Source organism: Desulfitobacterium metallireducens DSM 15288 (genome assembly GCF_000231405.2).
Taxonomy (GTDB): Bacteria; Bacillota; Desulfitobacteriia; order Desulfitobacteriales; family Desulfitobacteriaceae; genus Desulfitobacterium_A; species Desulfitobacterium_A metallireducens.
Genome location: NZ_CP007032.1, coordinates 2,503,325 through 2,521,281 on the forward strand (window position 1 = coordinate 2,503,325; position 17,957 = coordinate 2,521,281).

Sequence of the window (17,957 nt, forward strand, 5' to 3'; positions counted from 1 at the left end):
TGCATTCTGAGTTAATATAATCAACTTGGGTCATGTAGCTTCTCGCGCATCCGCTCACTCAGCGCTCCAGGGCTGGCACACATGCTTCCGTGGGAGCTTCGCCAAACCTCAGGGTAGTACCTGAGTGAACCAAGTGGCTCCGCTACCCCGCGAAAGCTTTGTGCGCTTCAGCGCCCCTCCGCGAAATCGTTCGCTACTGCGCGAGAAGCTACGCTTGCGGGTCATATTTAGTCTTTCATTTAGTCATTCATAAAGCTATTGAGCTCATTTTAGCTTTTAGCTTCGCCAAAACTTCTGCTTAGGAGTGGATCAGCTTTTCCGCTTGACGAGGATGTCTTGCAGGAGACTTCCTACATCTAGGATCAAGGTGACTTTTCCATCACCAAGGATGGTTGCTCCGGCGATACCGGGAAGGTTATTGAGCACATCGCCTAAAGATTTGATGACAATTTCTTGCTGGCCGCGGAGACCGTCGACAATCAGGCCTAAGGTTTTATCGCCTAAGCCAACGACAACAACAAAGACTTCAGCACTTGGTGTTTCAGGTGTCGGCAGTTCAAATTTTTCCTGCAACGAAATAAGAGGTAAAGTGTTACCCCGGAGTTGTACCATCGGTAAACCACCAACGGTCTTAATCTCTTTGCGCTCAACGAGCAGAGTTTCTAAGACAGAGGAGAGCGGGACAGCATAAATTTCCGTTCCGACTTCCACCAAGAGGGCTTGAATAATGGCTAACGTTAAGGGCAAGCGAATCGTGAATGTTGTTCCATAACCTTTTCGGGTATCGATATCGACAACACCCCCAAGGTTGTTCAGGGCCTTTTTCACAACATCCATACCGACCCCACGACCGGATATGTCCGTAACTTTATCGGCTGTACTAAAGCCAGGGAGGAAAATCAGATTTGCAATCTCACGGTCGGTTAGTTCTTCTTGAGCACTAATCAGCCCCTTCTCAACCGCTTTTTGACGAATTTTAGGAAGGTCTAAGCCACCGCCATCATCTGCAACGAGAATTGCAATATGGTTTCCATCATGGTAGGCATCCAAGGTGATTTGCCCAACTTCCGGTTTTCCCGCAGCAAGACGTTCTTCCGGATGCTCAATCCCATGATCCACAGAATTTCGGATCAAGTGCATCAAAGGATCGCCAATAACTTCAACTACCGTTTTATCGAGCTCAGTATCTTCCCCTTTGAGAACAAGTTCAATTTCCTTACTGGTTTTACGCGATAAGTCTCTGACAAGACGGGGAAAACGACTGAAAACAGTACCGATAGGTACCATCCTCAGACGCATAGCACTTTCTTGCAAGTCATTCATTAAACGACCCAGATAGACCGTCGTTTCATTCAAATTATTAACTAAGGCATCCATCTTGTGTTGTTCTTTAAGATCGAGCCCAATTTGAACCAGTCGGGTTCGAGTAATCACCATTTCACCCACAAGGTTAATGAGATTATCCATTCGAACGGTATCGACGCGGATCGTGTGGACTTGCTGGTTCCCCTCCCCAGATGTTGCTGGAGCTGAAGGAGCTGCTTTAACTACAGGATGATTTTGGGTTGGAACCGTTTCAGCAGTTTCACCTTGGGTAGCAACCGCATTTGAAGTTGCAGCAGCTTCGTCTTTTGCCTGTTGAACTTGTGCAGATGTTTGCACCAGTTCAAGTTGAGATTCTTCATTTTCTAATCCTGGGTATACATTTACAGAAACATCGTCAATTTCGGATACCTCTAAAATTTCCGAGCGGATTTCTTCTTGAGGCTCATCCGATAAGACGAGAATCGAAAAACTCTCATAGGATCCGTTTTCTAATTCCTCAACACTAGGTAATGCCTTCAACACAGTTCCCAAATTTTCCATCCGCTGAACGGCCATAACCGCACGGACCGCTTTCATCAGGGTGTTAGGTGAAAATTGTACGTCAACCTGATAAATACCATGTCCTAAACTTCGAGCATCCACAATTTTCATTTTTTCTTGTTCTGATAACGAAAAATCAAGAGGGGCAAAATCATTGTTCGTTTTTTCACTAACCTCTTCAATGACTTGTTTAGGTACAGCGCTACCCCCACCATTCAATAGGGCTTTCATTTCATCCACTACATCCTGATACTCAACACTAATCTCTTCATGTTGTTCAACTTGCGCAAGCATCGCCTTAACTCGGTCTGTCATTGAGAGCAACACATCGATTAAATCCATGGAAACTTCGATTTTTCCTTGACGCAATCGGTCCAGTAGATCCTCTGCTGAGTGCGTTAAAGCCACAATGGAAGTATAGCCCATCGTCCCCGAAGCCCCTTTTAAACTATGGGCCGATCGGAACAAGTCATTAATGAGGGCAGAATTATTACCCTCTTTTTCCAACTGCAAAAGCCCTGCGCCTAACTTTTCAATCTGCTCCTGAGAATCCAAAAGATAAAATTCTAGAAATTCTCCTAAATCAACTCCACCATTTTGTTTGTCGTCGTCACTCATATGTTCGTCCCACCCCTATCTTCTCACTTACTAAAAACGTAAATATATCAAATAAAAACTAACTTTAAAAACTAAAATCAAGAGTCACTAATATGTAAAACATCATCGAATTAAGGAGAATGATAGAATCTATAATGTTCTGTAATTCGCCATCTCTTTTTGAATTCCTCTAAATAAGGATAATCTTTGTGCATATTCAATCTTATATTAGCATCCCTATATACCATTCTTTATACTATCATTTCTTTAGAATAGGTGTAAATAGCTATTTTCGACATTCTCTATGACTTTAGTCTGTTAGGGAGTAGGACTTTTGGGCAAAAAATAAGAGTGCCTTATGTGTGGCGCTCTTCATTATCATTATTGATTAAATTCGTTTGTCGACTTGAATCCCCACCGCTTGAGTAATTCCGCTAAGAATATCCAAAAGACGTTTCGATGGAATCTCATCCAGCACTTCATTGGTATTATTGTCCACAATTTTAATCATGAGTCGATGGGATTCCTCATGAATTTGGAATACCCTATGAGTGTCCAATATGTTCATCATCCGATTTAACTTATCAGTCGCTTTCTCGACCTCTTCGCGGGGCACCTCCTCCCGGGCAGAAGAAACACCCTGCCTGCGGTCTACCACCAACATGGGTACATCATTCGCTTTCTCTTGCCTTTGGCCAGGAAAAACATCCGCAGGCAGAGACTGGTTTTGATTACTGTTTAGTTGTATAGGATTCAGCGGATTAATCGCATTTACCATAATACTTTACTCCTTCCTTCTACATTACCCTTTCCAGGTCATCCTACTTGTTTGGTCAGTCCCTAAACCATTGTAGACTTCTGTGACTTGATGAATATGCTTACCCTGATTGATTTGTAATTGCAGATGTTTAGCAATGTATTGATTATCTTGCTGTATTTGGGAGAGTAATGCGTTTCCCTCTGACGTGGCTTTATAATCCTTATCTTGTGTTTCATCAATCAGGGTTTGCATTCGCTCACGTTGATTCATCAATTCATAGAAAAGATTCATGTCAGGTTTATTTAGAAATTTAATCATCTCTTTGGTTAGAAATTGATAATCTTGCCATAAATCTTGTGACGTTTTATTCGTCATCACCTAGCTCCTGCCCGTGCTACGTGGGTTTGTTGCATAGCCCCTGTCCAACCCTCACGCAGATCCTCTAACACATCTTTAGCATGTTTCAATTGTTCTACATCTTTTTTGATATTTCCTTGGATAAGACAATATTCTGTGTATTCATAAAGCCTTGCCAAGTCTTTAGAAATTTCGAATTTCATATCCAATGTGTGCATAAATTCTCGAACGATAGCCTGAGCTCGCATATTGGCGTTATGAGATTTCTGAAAGTCTCCCTGCTCCATGGCCAAAATGCTTTCATTCAAAAATCGCAAGGCTCCATTATAAAGGAGTAGTGTCAATTGTTCTGGGGAAGCAGTCATCACCTGCTGATTTTTATAAGCATTCGCTATCTGCGAATTTACCATAATAAAGCCTCCTAATTGCATCCAGACATTATACACTTATTTATAATAAGGATTATCCACCAATACTACTCAATTGCGAGGATAGCCAACTACTCTGAGAGTTCATCTGCTGTAATGCAACTTCCATTGCATTAAACTTCTTATAGTAGGCACTCTCCATCGTACTAAACCTGTCTGCTTGATTGCTAATTTGCTTTGTATAGTCGGAAATCTTTTTGGCATAGTTACTTTTTGTATCGATTTGAGCTGATGCCCCAGCTATTTCTACTAATTGATCCAGCGAGGTCTTGATTCCATCGTACAACCGCCCAGCGATCCCCTGCTTTTGAGTATCTGTTGTTGTTACACCGCCCGTTGTCGTTTGCCCACTAGCACCAAATAACTGATTTAGCACATTGGGATTAGCTTGCAGAGCCGTTCGTAATTTGTTCGTATCTAAGTATAGTTTGCCGCCCTCAGTATAGTCACCAGTAGTAATTCCAATTGAAGCTGCGCTATTATAAGTTATGAAACTGCCATTAACATTTGTGGCTGGAATGCCCGAAACTGGCCCGCTAAAGGCATTCCGCATGGAGTTCACAAGACTGGTCAAAGTAGTATCATTATGGAGCATCCCACTTTGTGCCTTGGCATTCCATGCCGTGATATCCGAATCCTTCATTGCCGCCTTCTGATCATCTGTAAGAGGTAAGTAATCCTTATACCGAGTTTCATTCAATTTACCATTGACTTCTGCTAAAATTTTGTTATAGGAGTCAACTAAGGATTGGATACTAGCCACTGCTTTATCAACATCACTTGTAACGCTAATGTTGGTCACTTCCCCAACAGTAGTATCCATAACACTGGTTGACAACATCGCTGCGTTAGTTGAAACACCTGTTAAGTTATACGTAACACCAGAGATATTGAATGAATTACTGGCTTCGGTTAGAGACACTCCATCTAATTTGAAAACGGCATCATGACCAGATTGTTGAAGTTTTAATGTATTGACTAAAAAACTAGTTCCCGCTGCATCGCTTCCGGTAAAATTCAGGCTCTTACCGTTTGTAGAACTCAGCATCACCTTTCCCGTAGTCGAATCGTAGGTAGCACTCACATTTGTTACTGAACTTATTTTAGTCAGCATTGAATTTAACGAATCAACAGTTGGATCAATCGTTACCGATGTAGGTGTATCGGTACCGGTAGCAATTTTCAGAGTAAAAGTTTGTCCAGATGTGAATGTTGAAAATTCCCCAAATTGAGTATTTAGTGCCGAACCAGCATTAAAAGCAACAGGAGTATAAACGCCTGTTATGCTCGTTGTAACTTTTCCTGAGTTAAAATTAGCTGGAAGATGCAATTGCGCAAATAAGTCCTTAGCACTTTGATCACTTCCATCAATAGAAAGTGTCCCGCCATTAGTCGGAGTAATAGAAAATTTCCCGGTTGTGGAATCAAAACTTGCAGTTGCATTAGTGCCTGCATTTATAGCTCCCATTAAATCATTTAAACTATTACCCGTTCCAATACTAATGATCTGCGTTGTTCCATTAGAATTAGTAAGTTTTAGCGTAGAATTGGTCAGATTAGTAAATTGACTACCTAATGAAAGTGCAGGATTGATATAGGCTAAAGTCGTTTGAACCTGACTGCTGCTTGATATATTAGATCCAGATAATAAAGGGAGTTTTAATTTATCAAGAAAAGTCATTCCGCTAGCGTTACTACCGGCAAAGCTGATAGCCGCGTTTGAGCCAGAGTTGTTTGTAGTAAGAAAAAAGCGATCTAACGTACTGTCATAATTAGCCGTCACGTTGATACCTGCGTTATTAATTTGACTCACAAAATCATTGAGTGTACCGTTGGGATTAACTGCAATGGTGGTACTTGATGAACCGTTCGTTATGGTAACCGAAATATCATTTATAGCCACTCCAGCGTATAATTGAGTAGCAATTGAAGTTCTATCTATAGTAGTCCCTGCAGGAGACAGGCTCGCTGTACTAGTTAGCTTTATGCCATCAGCTAACTGAGCAACCACTAAGGAATGATTCACATCCGCTGCATCCGCACTAGCCGATACTGTTGCTACCGATGTGTTAGATGGGTTACTTGAAGAAACCTTATTTGGGCTTAAAGTCCCCTGAAGTTTATAATCAAACAAGGTAGTGCGAAAATTATTGATATCAACATACATAGAATTGTATGCAGCCTTCTGCCATTGCGCTATCGTTTTCTTTTGTAGCAAAGCATCAGCTTTTGCTTGCTGCCCCGTCATTAACTTCTTGACGATTGCATCAATATCCATTCCCGAACCAGAAAGTCCATAAGTTCCTCCGATTGATCCAATTGTCATATGCTAACCCTCCTATTTCACTTTGATATTTATTTTTTCAGTAGTGTCAACCGTCACCGCTTTAGAATATAAAAATTTCCAATCAAACACCTCAGTGTGATTGGTGGATTTACTATTTATATCGTAAGAAGCGCCACGAAATATTAGGGGTAAATAGAAATTTTATTACGGTCAGCTTGTTTGGCCCTCTATTAAATCAAGTCTATGTTTGTTGCAAAATAAGCATCTTTTCATTTTACAATTTCTGTGTAAGGACATACTCCGCTATAGAAAAATCAAGTGCGGTATCTATATCAATTGAATTTTCTCTCGGCATTATATAAGCAAAAGAGTTGCCATCATAAATGTTTTGAGATTACTGAAAATAATCTGTTTTGATAGCATATATCGCTCCATTAATCCTATAGTAAGTTGGCAGCTCCTGTCTAGGTTTAGTTAAAATTTCCTTACGCAAAAATCCATTTAACGATTTATTTTCTGGTAAGGTATTATACCACAATGGAGAGTGTTCAGACTCACACACGGACACTACTGAATCGGCACTATTCATTATCATCAATTCAATTGCATTTATAATGTCTTCCGCTTTTCGTAAGGGTGATGTCGGTTGTAAGATAACGAAGATATCATAATCTTTGCCAATGGCATGATATTGTTCGAGAGCTTCCACTACACAATCCCATGTCGAAGCAGTATCTGTAGCCAGCTTTTCCGATCTTAAAAATGGAACGTTTGCTCCATACTCAATTGCTATATTCGCATATTTCTGTGAATCTGTTGAAAGAAATATTTCATCGAATATCCCGGTTTCCTTCGCACCGTCGATACTAAAGGCAATTAAAGGCTTACCATTTAGATTACGAATATTTTTATTGGGCAAACCCTTAGATCCACTTCGTGCAGGAATAATAGCAATTATTCTTTTAGATTTATACATCGATTTATCCTCTCACATCATAAAAGCGTTTCTTAAGATTTATCTTATCATTACCTAAGAAATCCTTTATAACGGCTATAATTTTCTCAGAAGTAATTCCATCACCATAGGGAGTCTCTTGATTTTCTATTTCAAGTAGAAACTGCTGTGACCTTGCCTTCTTAATAGTATCTAATATGGCTTGTCTTTCCGGCTCGCAACTAATAACAGATTTTGCACAGATTCTTCCTTTTTGTCTGTCCCCAATATTAATCGTAGGTTTTCTAAAACTTGGCGTTTCCATGATTCCACTCGAGGAATTGCCAATTACCATTTCGCAATATTTCATCGCTGAAAGATAACGTAAAACTCCCAGTGATGTTAAGGCTGTGGTATTTTCCCTATCCTTACAGTATTCATCTATTCTTTTGTTAATAGCCCGACCATTGGCATCCGCATTCGCTTTTGTAAAGATGAAATTCAAACCATTAATTTCATCTAGTGCCGCTAAAAGCTCTTCCAGTTGTTTAGTCGCTGCATCCATTTCTAGCGTTACTGGGTGAAATGTTACAAGTGCATACGGAACTTCTAAATCAAAGTTAATGCTTTGAGCCAACTTGATTTTAGGCAGTAAAGGCATGCTTAGAATATTCTCCACACCCATAGCACCAACATTAAATACTCGATCTGGTGATTCGCCCATATTTATAACACGCTGCCTATACTTCTCTGTGGATGTAAAATGCAAATAGCTCATTTTCGTAATAGAGTGGCGAAAGAACTCATCAATCGCCCCTTCCGTTGTTTCTCCACCATACAGATGAGCAATAGGTATACAAGCTACTGCAGCAGCTGTTGCTGCCGCAAAAATTTCAAAACGATCACCTAAAACGATAACTAAGTCAGGCCTTCTCTTATCAAAATACTCTGCAAAAGCAATGATACCCGTCCCGATAGCTTTTGACATAGCCTTTTGAGAATCATCATTTTGCAATACATTAAGTTTAGCATCGATTAAAACGTCATCTGCTTCTAACTCCTTATAGGTAAGACCAAAATCCTTAGACAGATGCATGCCCGTTGCCACAACTCTTATATTAAACTCATTATTAGCTTTAATTTTTTTTATAATCGTCCTGAGTAGACCGTATTCAGCTCGTGTACCCGTTACAATGCAGATTGTTTTTTTCATAGCTCTATCAACTCATCCTCACAGAAATCACGATTTGCGGTTGTCCCAAGTACTTCAAACCATTTCATCGGTGAAATACCGTTTCCAGGGCGCTTAACTGTTAGATTATCTTCAGTAAGTAATTCACCTCTGGTTATATTCCGCTTCGCAACGATACTTTTCCGAGCCACTTCTCTATTGGGTAACTCAGAATCCGAGGGTTCTTTTAACCCTGTTCCTAAAGCGACTTCAACATTTCTAATCGCCGTTACCATCGCTTTGAGTTCCTGCGGATCAAGACTTGCCTTGTGATCGGGTCCCTCCATATTTTTGTCCAATGTAAAATGCTTTTCAATTACCGTAGCTCCTAACGCTACTGCTGCAATAGGGGCTTCGATCCCTAAGGTATGATCTGAGTAGCCAACTGTAACTCCAAACCTTTCCTTTAATGCTAGCATTGCCTTAAGGTTAGCATCCTCGAAAAGCGTTGGATACTGAGTATTACAGTGTAATAAGGTTACTGTCCCTGCCCCATTATCCCGGAGTACATTTAATGCCAACCCAACCTCATCCAAATTGCTCATCCCAGTTGACATTATCACAGGCTTATCCAAACAAGCAATTTTCATTAAATAGGGTAGATTTGTTATCTCTCCTGAGGGGACTTTATAAATAGGCAAATCTAGGCTTGCTAGAAAATCTATACTATCAAGATCAAATGGAGTTGATAAAAAAATAATGTCTTTTTGATCACAATAATTCTGTATCAACCTAAAGTTTTCAAATGAGAGTTCCAATTTTTTTACCATTTCTAACTGTGTTTCATCTGTGCCTGTCGTTTTTTCTTGATATGCAGCCTTTGGTGCAAACTTAGATACCACATTATTTGACTTAAATGTCTGAAACTTAATAGCATCCACACCGGCTTCTGCCGCCACATCCACTAATTTCAGAGCAGTATCTAATTGTCCATTATGATTAACACCGGCTTCTGCAATAATTAAAGTCTTATTTTCACCTTTTCCCATAAATTTGTGATTTTTTATAACTTTAGCAGGATTACCTACGGCGGTACAATTACTTAATATATCGCGAACAACGACCGCGCCGGCACCAATAAAGGTATTTCCCCCGATATTTAATCCTTGGATTATTTGAGTTCCTGTTCCGATTTCTGTTGCGGACTTTATATTAACGTTTCCAGAGACATTTACACTTGGATATAACGTAACATAGTCCTCTAAAACTGCATCATGGCCTATTGTGCAATCTAAATTAATAGTAACAAAATCCCCCAGCCTAATATCCACAGTCAGAACACTGTTCGTACAGATTATGCAACCTTTACCCATTTCCACGCTGTTTGATAAAGTTGCACCACGCGATATAATGTTAGGAAATTTAATATTCTCTTTGTCTTTAAACTTCTGTACAATTCTTTTCCGAAGTGATGCGTTCCCTATCCCAATTACCACATATATTTCGTCCTCATAATCTGCCAACCACTCATCATCACCGATAACGGAATATCCAAGAATCGGTTTAGTATTATAAGTATACGATTGGTCTATTAACCCCAGTATATTCCATTCATTCGATATTTTATTATTTTCTTCAAGTAACCATAGTATTTCTTTTGCAAACCCGCTTGTACCAATAACTACAATATCTTTCTTAGCCATCTTATACTCCTTATCAAACAATCGTGGTTATATTAAACCCCAAGTTCTTTCCTCATATTCTCCAATTCTTCAAGCTGCCCCATATCGAGCCAGCTTTTTTCGCTAACCGGAAAAACGCCAATCTTGCCTCCACGTTCTTTTTGCTGCTCAATGATATCAGGGAACCCTATTGCTATGTTCTCCTCTATCCCATTGATTACTTCCGGCTCGACCACATAAAAGCCTGTATTGGTTAGGAAGGAGTATTCAGGTTTTTCGATCATCTCGGCAATCTCACCCTTCCCATCCATATTGATAACTCCATATGGAATGGTCAAATGTTTAAAGGCCGCAACGATCGTTATCATATTATTGTTCTGTTTATGGAAATCGTAGATTTCTCTGTAATTAGCCCTGATTAAAACATCACAATTCGTAAAGAAAAACGTATCATTGACCTTTCCCTTAAGAAGGCTAAGTCCACCCCCAGTTCCTAAGGGTGTATCCTCATCATAAAATTCGATCTTATATTTCCTTTCCACTTCATTAAAATATGCCTTGATCATATTCTTTTTATGGTTAACAATCAGATGAAATTTATCACAATCAAAGTTTAAAAATTGATTGATAATATGCTCTGTAATCGGTATTTCCCCAATAGGAATAAGCGGCTTGGGTAATATTTTGGTATAGGGATAAAGTCGTGTCCCTAGTCCACCGGCCATAATGACGACAGGTACATTTAAAGAATGATTCCGTCCAATTTCATTATCATTCAAAAATAGAACAGACTGTATCTCAAGGTTCTCATTCACAACAGGTAGAGAAAGGATTGACCATTTTTTCATTAATTTTTGCGCTTTAGCCTTATCTTTTTCGTATATATAACGAGGATGATAATTGGCTATTTTACTGACCTTCTCCTCCAGCTTTCCGCCACGCAGCAAATGTCTGCGAATATCTCCATCAGTGATAATTCCTTTTAATTTGCTATCCTCAACTACAAGGAGAGTTTGTCTAGCGGTCGCATCAATCCGTTTCATCGCCTCTAGCACATTTTGCGTTTCATCAATAAACAGTGCCTCTACGCTCACCGCTCATCCCCCTCTTCATTATATGAACTTGATGGCCTCAATAACTTTAAATACATCATCTGTGGATAGGTTACTACTGCAGGGAATATTCACAATTCGATTATAATAGTGAAAAGCCTTCTCGATCTTGTACGATTGCGCCTGTAAATACGGTTTTTGTTCGTGAATCAACCCCCAGAGCGGACGAGTTTGAATGTTTTCGTTCTTCAATCGTTCAATGATTTGATCACGCGAATATTTATCAGTATCCTCTATATATAAAGAATAAAACCAGTAGTTCGGTCTGACATTCTCTCTAAAGTCTAATAGTCTTAAGCCTTGAAATCCATAGTTTATTTCGTTTCTATAGTGAAAATAGTTTTCCTTTTTAATCGTTATGAAATGTTCAAGCTGCTCTAATTGAGCAACGCCTAAAGCGGCTTGTAGATTGGTCATCCGATAATTATAACCCACATCGCCATGAGTAAAGTTAGCCGGATCATCTTTAGCCTGAGTTGATAGATATTTTGCTTGCTTCAATATGTTTAAATCTGAAGAAACAAGCATACCACCTCCACCAGAGGTAATTATTTTATTTCCATTAAAGGAATATGCCCCAATATCCGCAATGGTTCCTGCATATTTACCTTGATACGGGCCATCCGTGTAATATGATCCCAACGCTTCAGTCGCATCCTCAATAACCTTGAGATTATATTGTTCCGCAACATCCATAACTGCAGGCATATCTGCCATGTTTCCGAAAACATGCACCACTACGATTGCCTTAATATGTCTTCCGGTCGATTTATTAATGAGTTTGTGATCTTTAAAATCGCACTCCTTCTGACAAAACTCACTTAACTTATCCATATCCATGCACAGTGAATCATCACAATCCATAAAAATGGGATGAGCCTGTAAATACGTCACAGGATTGACTGCAGCTATAAAGGTTAACGTTGGTACGATTACTTCATCATCGGCTTTTACCCCTGCTAAAATGAGAGCTAAGTGCAAACCAGCGGTCCCGCTCTGACAAGCTACTGCTGTCTCTATGTTTAAATAATGAGCAATTTCTCTTTCATATCTGTCGATATATGCACCTCCAGTGGACACCCATTCTGCTTTAACCGCATCTGCTACATAATTTAGCTCGTTACCCTTAAAGTTTGGCACAGAAAGCGGAATAAATTTATCCATAAAAGCACTTCCTATATTCACTAATTACAGATTATAAATATCTGTTTTATACTTATCTAAATTCTCTTTAAAAAACATGATAGTCTCAGCGAGACCCTTCTGTAAAGTATACTTTGGCTCCCAGTCTGTAAGTTCTTTTATTTTTTGATTAGAACCTAGGAGTCTGTTAACCTCACTTTTTTCTGGTCGTAGTCTTTGCTCATCACAAATTATCTGAGCTTTAGGGTTAATCTGATTGATTAGCTCTTGTGCAAGCTGTCCGATCGAAATCTCATGCTGCGTCGCTATGTTTATCTCCTGTCCTATCGTTGTATTCGACTTTGCTATCTCGATAAAACCTTGAGCCGTATCTTTGACATAATTAAAATCACGGGTTGGCGTAAGAGAGCCTAGCTTTATATCGGTCATTCCCGATAAAAGTTGGGTGATAATTGTTGGAATCACTGCCCTTGCCGATTGACGCGGCCCATAAGTATTAAAGGGACGTACTATGGTAATAGGCATGTTAAAGCTTCGCCAAAAACTCTCCGCTAGTCTGTCAGCTCCTATTTTCGTTGCTGAATAGGGGGATTGCCCTTGGAAGGGATGTTTTTCATCAATGGGGACATATTGTGCAGTGCCATAGACCTCTGACGTAGAGGTCACCAAAACTCTTTTCGTTCCCATATCGCGAGCTGCCTGCAGCACATTGAGGGTGCCTTTAATATTTGTGTCTACGTAGGAATCAGGTGAATGATAGCTAAAGGGGATTGCTATTAAAGCTGCAAGATGGAAAACCTCATCTACATCTTTCATTGCCGTCCTAACCCCGTTAGGATCACGAATATCACCAGTAAATACTTCAATTTCGTTCAACAGTTCTATTGGAAATGAATCGAGCCATCCCCAGCTATTGAACGAATTATAATATACAAAAGCCTTAACTTTTTGACCTGATTTTATAAGTTGTTCTACAAGATGGCTCCCTATGAAGCCATCTGCACCGGTGACTAGAACCTTATTAGGCATTATACATTCCTTCTTTGTTCAAAAAATAGTTAACGAAATCAACCCTTATCCCAAAAGTATTTACTATACTGCCCTCAATGTTATATTACACCCTTTCCAACTTAAGGGGACGGTTTTGAACATATTTCAATTCGCTATTAGATTATAAATAAAGCTTAAATACTCTTTTAATGAAACGGTTTGGCCTAGTAAAGCTTTTATATTCTTTTCCACTATAATTTTCGGATCCTTCCCATTATAGGAATAGTTCATGTATATAGCTTTAAATTTACTAAATAACATAGGTTTTACGGCTACTCTATAAAAATCGATATTTTCCAAATCATTTTCTATGGTTTGAATATAGTTAAGTTCCATCTCTAATTTACTTATTCCTAACCCTTTGTTATAATATCTGCTTAACTTTTTTAATCTTTTGAGTCTATCGTCATTTATCTTAATTAAATCTTTTAAGTTATTAGTCAAAGTTGTATTTAGAGCTTCTATTTTTTCGTTATGATTGCTCTTACTATCTTCACTAAATACTTCATTTAATATAAGTTCAATATCAAAATCATTAATTAAATCTTCTTTAATAACTTCAGTAAAATTCTTATTGATAGTTCCCTCTATATACAAGCCTCTCTCTGTAGCGTTAATATATGTATTTCCACTGTTCATTTTAATTTTTTGTTCTAACAAATCTCTCATACCTAAAAAGGGTTTATCGGTATAAACTGTTTCACCTCTAACGTTAGTTGTCTTCGAATATTTGCTTTCATCAATATTCACTTCATTGTCTTCTCTCCAAGTACCTTTAGCATGAACATTACCCTCTGTATAACATAGGTCTTGCCCCATAAAGATAACTTTTTTGAATCCAAGCTTTAACACAACATCTAGTGCAACATTAACTACTGAAAAACCAGATTGAAAAATATAATTATTGCCATAAACCTCGGATTGAATATACTGACTTATATAGTCGGTGTCTAAAACCATTCTCAGCTTATTGCCCTTATACTCATTTACGATGTTATAGTTTAACATATCTGAAAAAATTAACGCGGACGCCTCTGTGTCAATATTCTTAAATACATTTCTTTCAGCCTCACTACCATCAAATGCTAATCGAAAATGTGGGATTATCCCATTATGATCAAGTATTCTAATGGCAGAACCTAGAGCGATTATTATAGCCTTATCCTTTACTTGCTCTAAATATTGCATGTTATAATTTAAAGATGGACCTGCAGAAACTAATACAACTGGAACATTGTTAAATTTGCCTACAAGTTTACTCAGTAAATAAGCATCTTGTTTATTGTTATTTAGTATATTTTCAGCCCATTTAAACAGGAAAAGATCTTCCGTTGAAATATTTATTTGATAATTTTTAACATTGTTTGCAATCGTTTTATTTATATATTCATAATCATCTAAATATAAGCTTCGATATGCTATATTATAAATTAGATCCACTTTTTCCGTAAGTGAATCTTTCAAACAATCCCATAATATTTCTGTAGCTTCTTCTTTAGATTTATTTACGATAAAGGTAATATTCCCAATTTTATTCATCAGTTTGACCATATCTACATAATTGAGCATAATCTTAAAAATATTTAAATCAGGTTCTATGATCGTAATATTTCTCAAATTTTTGTAATTATTATTAATATAATCAATACATTTGCCAACACCAAAGCCAAAAATAACGAGTTTTTCTACATCTTCATTTATAGAGGAAAACATCCTACTATTTTCTCTATTGATGTCATAGGTGCTATGAATAAAACACTTTTTCCCTTCATTCTCTACACATAAATTCAATGGGTCGCTTATAACATTTATTTTCGAATTATATCTGGACTGTTCAAATATTAAACAGTTATATACAAATTCTAGGTTATCTCTAAAAAATTCAAGGTTCTTTTCATAGATGTTCATACATTACCCTCCGTCTCTAAAAAGGGTTTTAATTCATATTGTAAAATATCATTATATAATAGATAATCCTTACTGCCTAAAGCAATATTGATTAAATTAAGAATACCCATCAATTTATTTAAGCTTGATACATTTAATTTAGTAGAAAGTAAAATTAACTCTTCAATCAGTTTAGACGCCATGTCCATGGCAGGTTTTATATTAAAATCAAATACATAATTTTGAATTTCATCAACCATATTTATAACATTATTCACTTCAACCAACCTTTCGGATACCCTAGTTAAACTTATGCCACCCGAAACCATGCTTTTGACTGGTACAAAAATAGGATCAGAGTTCTAACCTCTGATCCTATTTTTGTTATTATCTGCTCTAAATTATCTCAGCAATTGGAGAACTTGTTGAGGTTGTTGGTTAGCTTGAGCAAGCATCGCTTGAGCAGCTTGGCTAAGAATATTATTTTTAGAGAAAGTAGACATTTCTTTTGCCATATCAACATCTCTAATTCTTGATTCTGCTGAAGTTAAGTTTTCACTAGATGTCCCTAAGTTAGCAATTGTGTGCTCTAATCTATTCTGATAAGCACCAAGTTTAGATCTTTCAGAAGAAACTTTACCGATAGCAGTATCAATTGTAGTAATCGCAGCGGTTGCTTTAGTTGCAGTCGAAATGTCCAATGCATATTCATTAGCAGCGCGACTCTTATCAGTTAATTGATTCGTAGTACCAGTTGTAAAGTTTGTGCCAGCAGTTACAGAAGCTAAACCTAAAGCCTGAGCTCTCATATCTGCAACGTCAACAGTAAACGTTTGACTTTGGTTTGCTCCAATTTGTAAAGTTGCTGAACCATCTCTAACATCTTTAGCAGCTATCCCTGCAGTTACAGTTGTAGCAACAAGTCCACTTGTTACAGCCAATTGAGTATCACTAGCAATTTTTTGAGCAATTTTCACTATTGCGCCAGAAGTAGTCGCTGTATATTTTGCTGCAAGCGTTGTATTTGCATTAATAGCTGTGGCCAAGTTCGACGCTCCGCCATTTACTGTAGTAGCTGAAACTGTAGTAACATTAACTCCATCTATACCTTGGATTAGAACCCCCGTTGTAGCTGCGGCTAATGTATAGTGACCAATTACAGCCGTAACAGCTGTAGCAATAGCTGCACCCGTTTTGTTACCATTTAGTAATTTTTGAGTATTGAATTCGGTCGTGTTTCCGATTCTGTTAATTTCAGAAGTTAATTGGTTCATTTCTTTTTGAATTTCTGTTCTATCTGTGGATGTGTTTGTATCATTACCCGCTTGAACTGCAAGTTCTCTCATTCTTTGAAGAATTGAGTGAGTTTCATTTAACGCACCTTCAGCAGTTTGAATCATGGAAATACCATCCTGAGAATTAGCTGAAGCTTGGTCAAGTCCTCTAATCTGTCCTCTCATCTTTTCGGAAATAGCAAGTCCTGCTGCATCATCGCCAGCTCTGTTGATTCTAAGGCCTGAAGAAAGTTTCTCCATTGATTTGCCAGCATTTGCTTGGTTAATACCCATGTTGCGGTTAGCATTCAAAGCACCTAGGTTGTGGTTAATAATCATAATATATTCCTCCTTGATTTTTATGCCAGGCATCCTTGCCCGTGCATCTTCATTGGCTAAAAGTAGAACTCTTCAGCCTCCGGCCGGTCGGACTAAAGGTTTTCTACTATATCTGCCTATTTATTGTATCGTAGGTTCACAGTCTTTACCTTAGGGCTATTTATGGCCAAATTAACTTGTCTGTATTTAATATATCGCTTAATCTCCTATTTTCTCTTTTTTTCATACCATGTTTCTCAAATCAGATATAGGAGCAATAGTAGAGAAGCCAAAGGGAAAAATCTTCTCTTCGGTTTCTCTGCAAAATAGAAAGTAAGATGTAGCTTTACATCTTACTTTCTATTTTGCAACCCTTTAAGTAAATCTAGCTCTGAAAAATCCAAGGGAACAGTGGCTTGTTGATTCTCCTCTGCAATAGCATCGAAAATCTCGCCACGGTAAATTTTGATTTCCTTGGGGGCCTCAATAGACACGCGGATGCTATCCCCTTTAATGTTGACCACCGTCACCACAATGTTGTCACCGATAACAATCCGCTCGCCAACTTTACGGGTTAATGCCAGCATATTACCTTCCCCCTTCAGTCGCTTCTTTACGCAGACCATTAGGAAACAGTTTGTGGCGAATAGAATACTCTGATTTGTCCAGAATAACCTGCCTACCTGTTTGATTAACCCTATTCATTATTACAGGGGCCATCAGGTTCACTGTCATATCCGCCAATTTTTCTTTTGCCGAAGCAATTAAAAACACTTGAGGTGGATTTTCCGAGGAAAGGCCTAATTCATCTGCAATATCATCCTCTAAGACAAATTCATAGTCATTAAAAAATGCAAAAGGATTGACTAATAAAAACGTTAAATTTACTTCAGTTGTAGACTGGAGAAAAGAAAAAGGACTTTCATCGTCCTGTAAAATATAGGCAAAAGTCTTCTCGTCAGGAAAACCAGGAATTCCATGGGGAAAATTAATGATTTGTTCTTCGGCTACTTCCAGTTCACCAAATCTCGTTGATTCTATTTTCATGTGTTGCCTCCTATCGGGATCTCATTACGCATAGTGCATGGCAG

At 38.3% G+C, this 17,957-nt stretch carries 16 protein-coding genes and 1 pseudogene; all 17 read right to left on the bottom strand.

Annotated features, from left to right (window positions below):
- Positions 1-309: 309 nt before the first annotated feature.
- Positions 310-2,484, bottom strand: a complete 2,175-nt coding sequence (locus DESME_RS12220) for a chemotaxis protein CheA (RefSeq protein WP_006715964.1) — start codon at positions 2,482-2,484, stop codon at positions 310-312.
- A gap of 367 nt (positions 2,485-2,851) precedes the next feature.
- On the bottom strand, positions 2,852-3,241 hold the full coding sequence (locus DESME_RS12225) for a flagellar protein FlaG (RefSeq protein ID WP_006715963.1): 390 nt from the start codon (positions 3,239-3,241) through the stop codon (positions 2,852-2,854).
- Positions 3,242-3,265: 24 nt separating this feature from the next.
- Positions 3,266-3,598 carry a hypothetical protein gene (locus DESME_RS12230; RefSeq protein WP_006715962.1) on the bottom strand — a complete coding sequence of 111 codons (333 nt, stop codon included), beginning with the start codon at positions 3,596-3,598 and terminating at the stop codon, positions 3,266-3,268.
- On the bottom strand, positions 3,598-3,990 hold the full coding sequence (gene fliS, locus DESME_RS12235; protein WP_006715961.1) for a flagellar export chaperone FliS: 393 nt from the start codon (positions 3,988-3,990) through the stop codon (positions 3,598-3,600). Before fliS ends, DESME_RS12230 begins: the two co-directional genes overlap by 1 nt.
- A 52-nt stretch (positions 3,991-4,042) precedes the next feature.
- Positions 4,043-6,334: a flagellar filament capping protein FliD gene (fliD, locus tag DESME_RS12240; protein WP_006715960.1), complete on the bottom strand. Its 2,292-nt coding sequence runs from the start codon at positions 6,332-6,334 to the stop codon at positions 4,043-4,045.
- A gap of 355 nt (positions 6,335-6,689) precedes the next feature.
- On the bottom strand, positions 6,690-7,271 hold the full coding sequence (locus tag DESME_RS12245; protein WP_006715959.1) for an acylneuraminate cytidylyltransferase family protein: 582 nt from the start codon (positions 7,269-7,271) through the stop codon (positions 6,690-6,692).
- A gap of 4 nt (positions 7,272-7,275) precedes the next feature.
- Positions 7,276-8,442 carry a UDP-N-acetylglucosamine 2-epimerase gene (gene neuC, locus DESME_RS12250; RefSeq protein ID WP_006715958.1) on the bottom strand — a complete coding sequence of 389 codons (1,167 nt, stop codon included), beginning with the start codon at positions 8,440-8,442 and terminating at the stop codon, positions 7,276-7,278.
- Positions 8,439-9,449 carry an N-acetylneuraminate synthase gene (neuB, locus tag DESME_RS16310; RefSeq protein WP_041484249.1) on the bottom strand — a complete coding sequence of 337 codons (1,011 nt, stop codon included), beginning with the start codon at positions 9,447-9,449 and terminating at the stop codon, positions 8,439-8,441. The genes neuC and neuB overlap by 4 nt, the downstream gene beginning before the upstream one ends.
- Before the next feature lie 33 nt (positions 9,450-9,482).
- Positions 9,483-10,103 (bottom strand): annotated as a pseudogene (locus DESME_RS16315) (acetyltransferase); the annotation flags it as partial.
- A gap of 32 nt (positions 10,104-10,135) precedes the next feature.
- On the bottom strand, positions 10,136-11,176 hold the full coding sequence (locus DESME_RS12260; RefSeq protein ID WP_006715956.1) for a sugar phosphate nucleotidyltransferase: 1,041 nt from the start codon (positions 11,174-11,176) through the stop codon (positions 10,136-10,138).
- Positions 11,177-11,194: 18 nt separating this feature from the next.
- Positions 11,195-12,358 (bottom strand): LegC family aminotransferase, encoded by a 1,164-nt coding sequence (locus DESME_RS12265; protein ID WP_006715955.1) that lies wholly within the window; start codon positions 12,356-12,358, stop codon positions 11,195-11,197.
- A 24-nt stretch (positions 12,359-12,382) separates the two neighbouring features.
- A complete protein-coding gene (locus DESME_RS12270) occupies positions 12,383-13,366 on the bottom strand; it encodes an NAD-dependent 4,6-dehydratase LegB (RefSeq protein WP_006715954.1) in 984 nt (327 codons plus the stop codon).
- Between the two features lie 126 nt (positions 13,367-13,492).
- Positions 13,493-15,295, bottom strand: coding sequence for a motility associated factor glycosyltransferase family protein (locus tag DESME_RS12275; RefSeq protein ID WP_006715953.1), 1,803 nt, complete (start codon positions 15,293-15,295; stop codon positions 13,493-13,495).
- Positions 15,292-15,534, bottom strand: a complete 243-nt coding sequence (locus DESME_RS12280; RefSeq protein WP_167998842.1) for a hypothetical protein — start codon at positions 15,532-15,534, stop codon at positions 15,292-15,294. Before DESME_RS12280 ends, DESME_RS12275 begins: the two co-directional genes overlap by 4 nt.
- 141 nt (positions 15,535-15,675) lie before the next feature.
- Complete coding sequence (locus tag DESME_RS12285) at positions 15,676-16,887, bottom strand: flagellin N-terminal helical domain-containing protein (protein WP_006715951.1); 1,212 nt, start codon at positions 16,885-16,887, stop codon at positions 15,676-15,678.
- 332 nt (positions 16,888-17,219) lie between these two features.
- Positions 17,220-17,453, bottom strand: a complete 234-nt coding sequence (gene csrA / locus DESME_RS12290) for a carbon storage regulator CsrA (RefSeq protein ID WP_006715950.1) — start codon at positions 17,451-17,453, stop codon at positions 17,220-17,222.
- Position 17,454: 1 nt separating this feature from the next.
- The gene (gene fliW, locus DESME_RS12295) at positions 17,455-17,913 is read right to left on the bottom strand and encodes a flagellar assembly protein FliW (RefSeq protein ID WP_006715949.1); all 459 of its coding nucleotides are present in this window, start codon (positions 17,911-17,913) and stop codon (positions 17,455-17,457) included.
- Between the last annotated feature and the right edge of the window lie 44 nt (positions 17,914-17,957).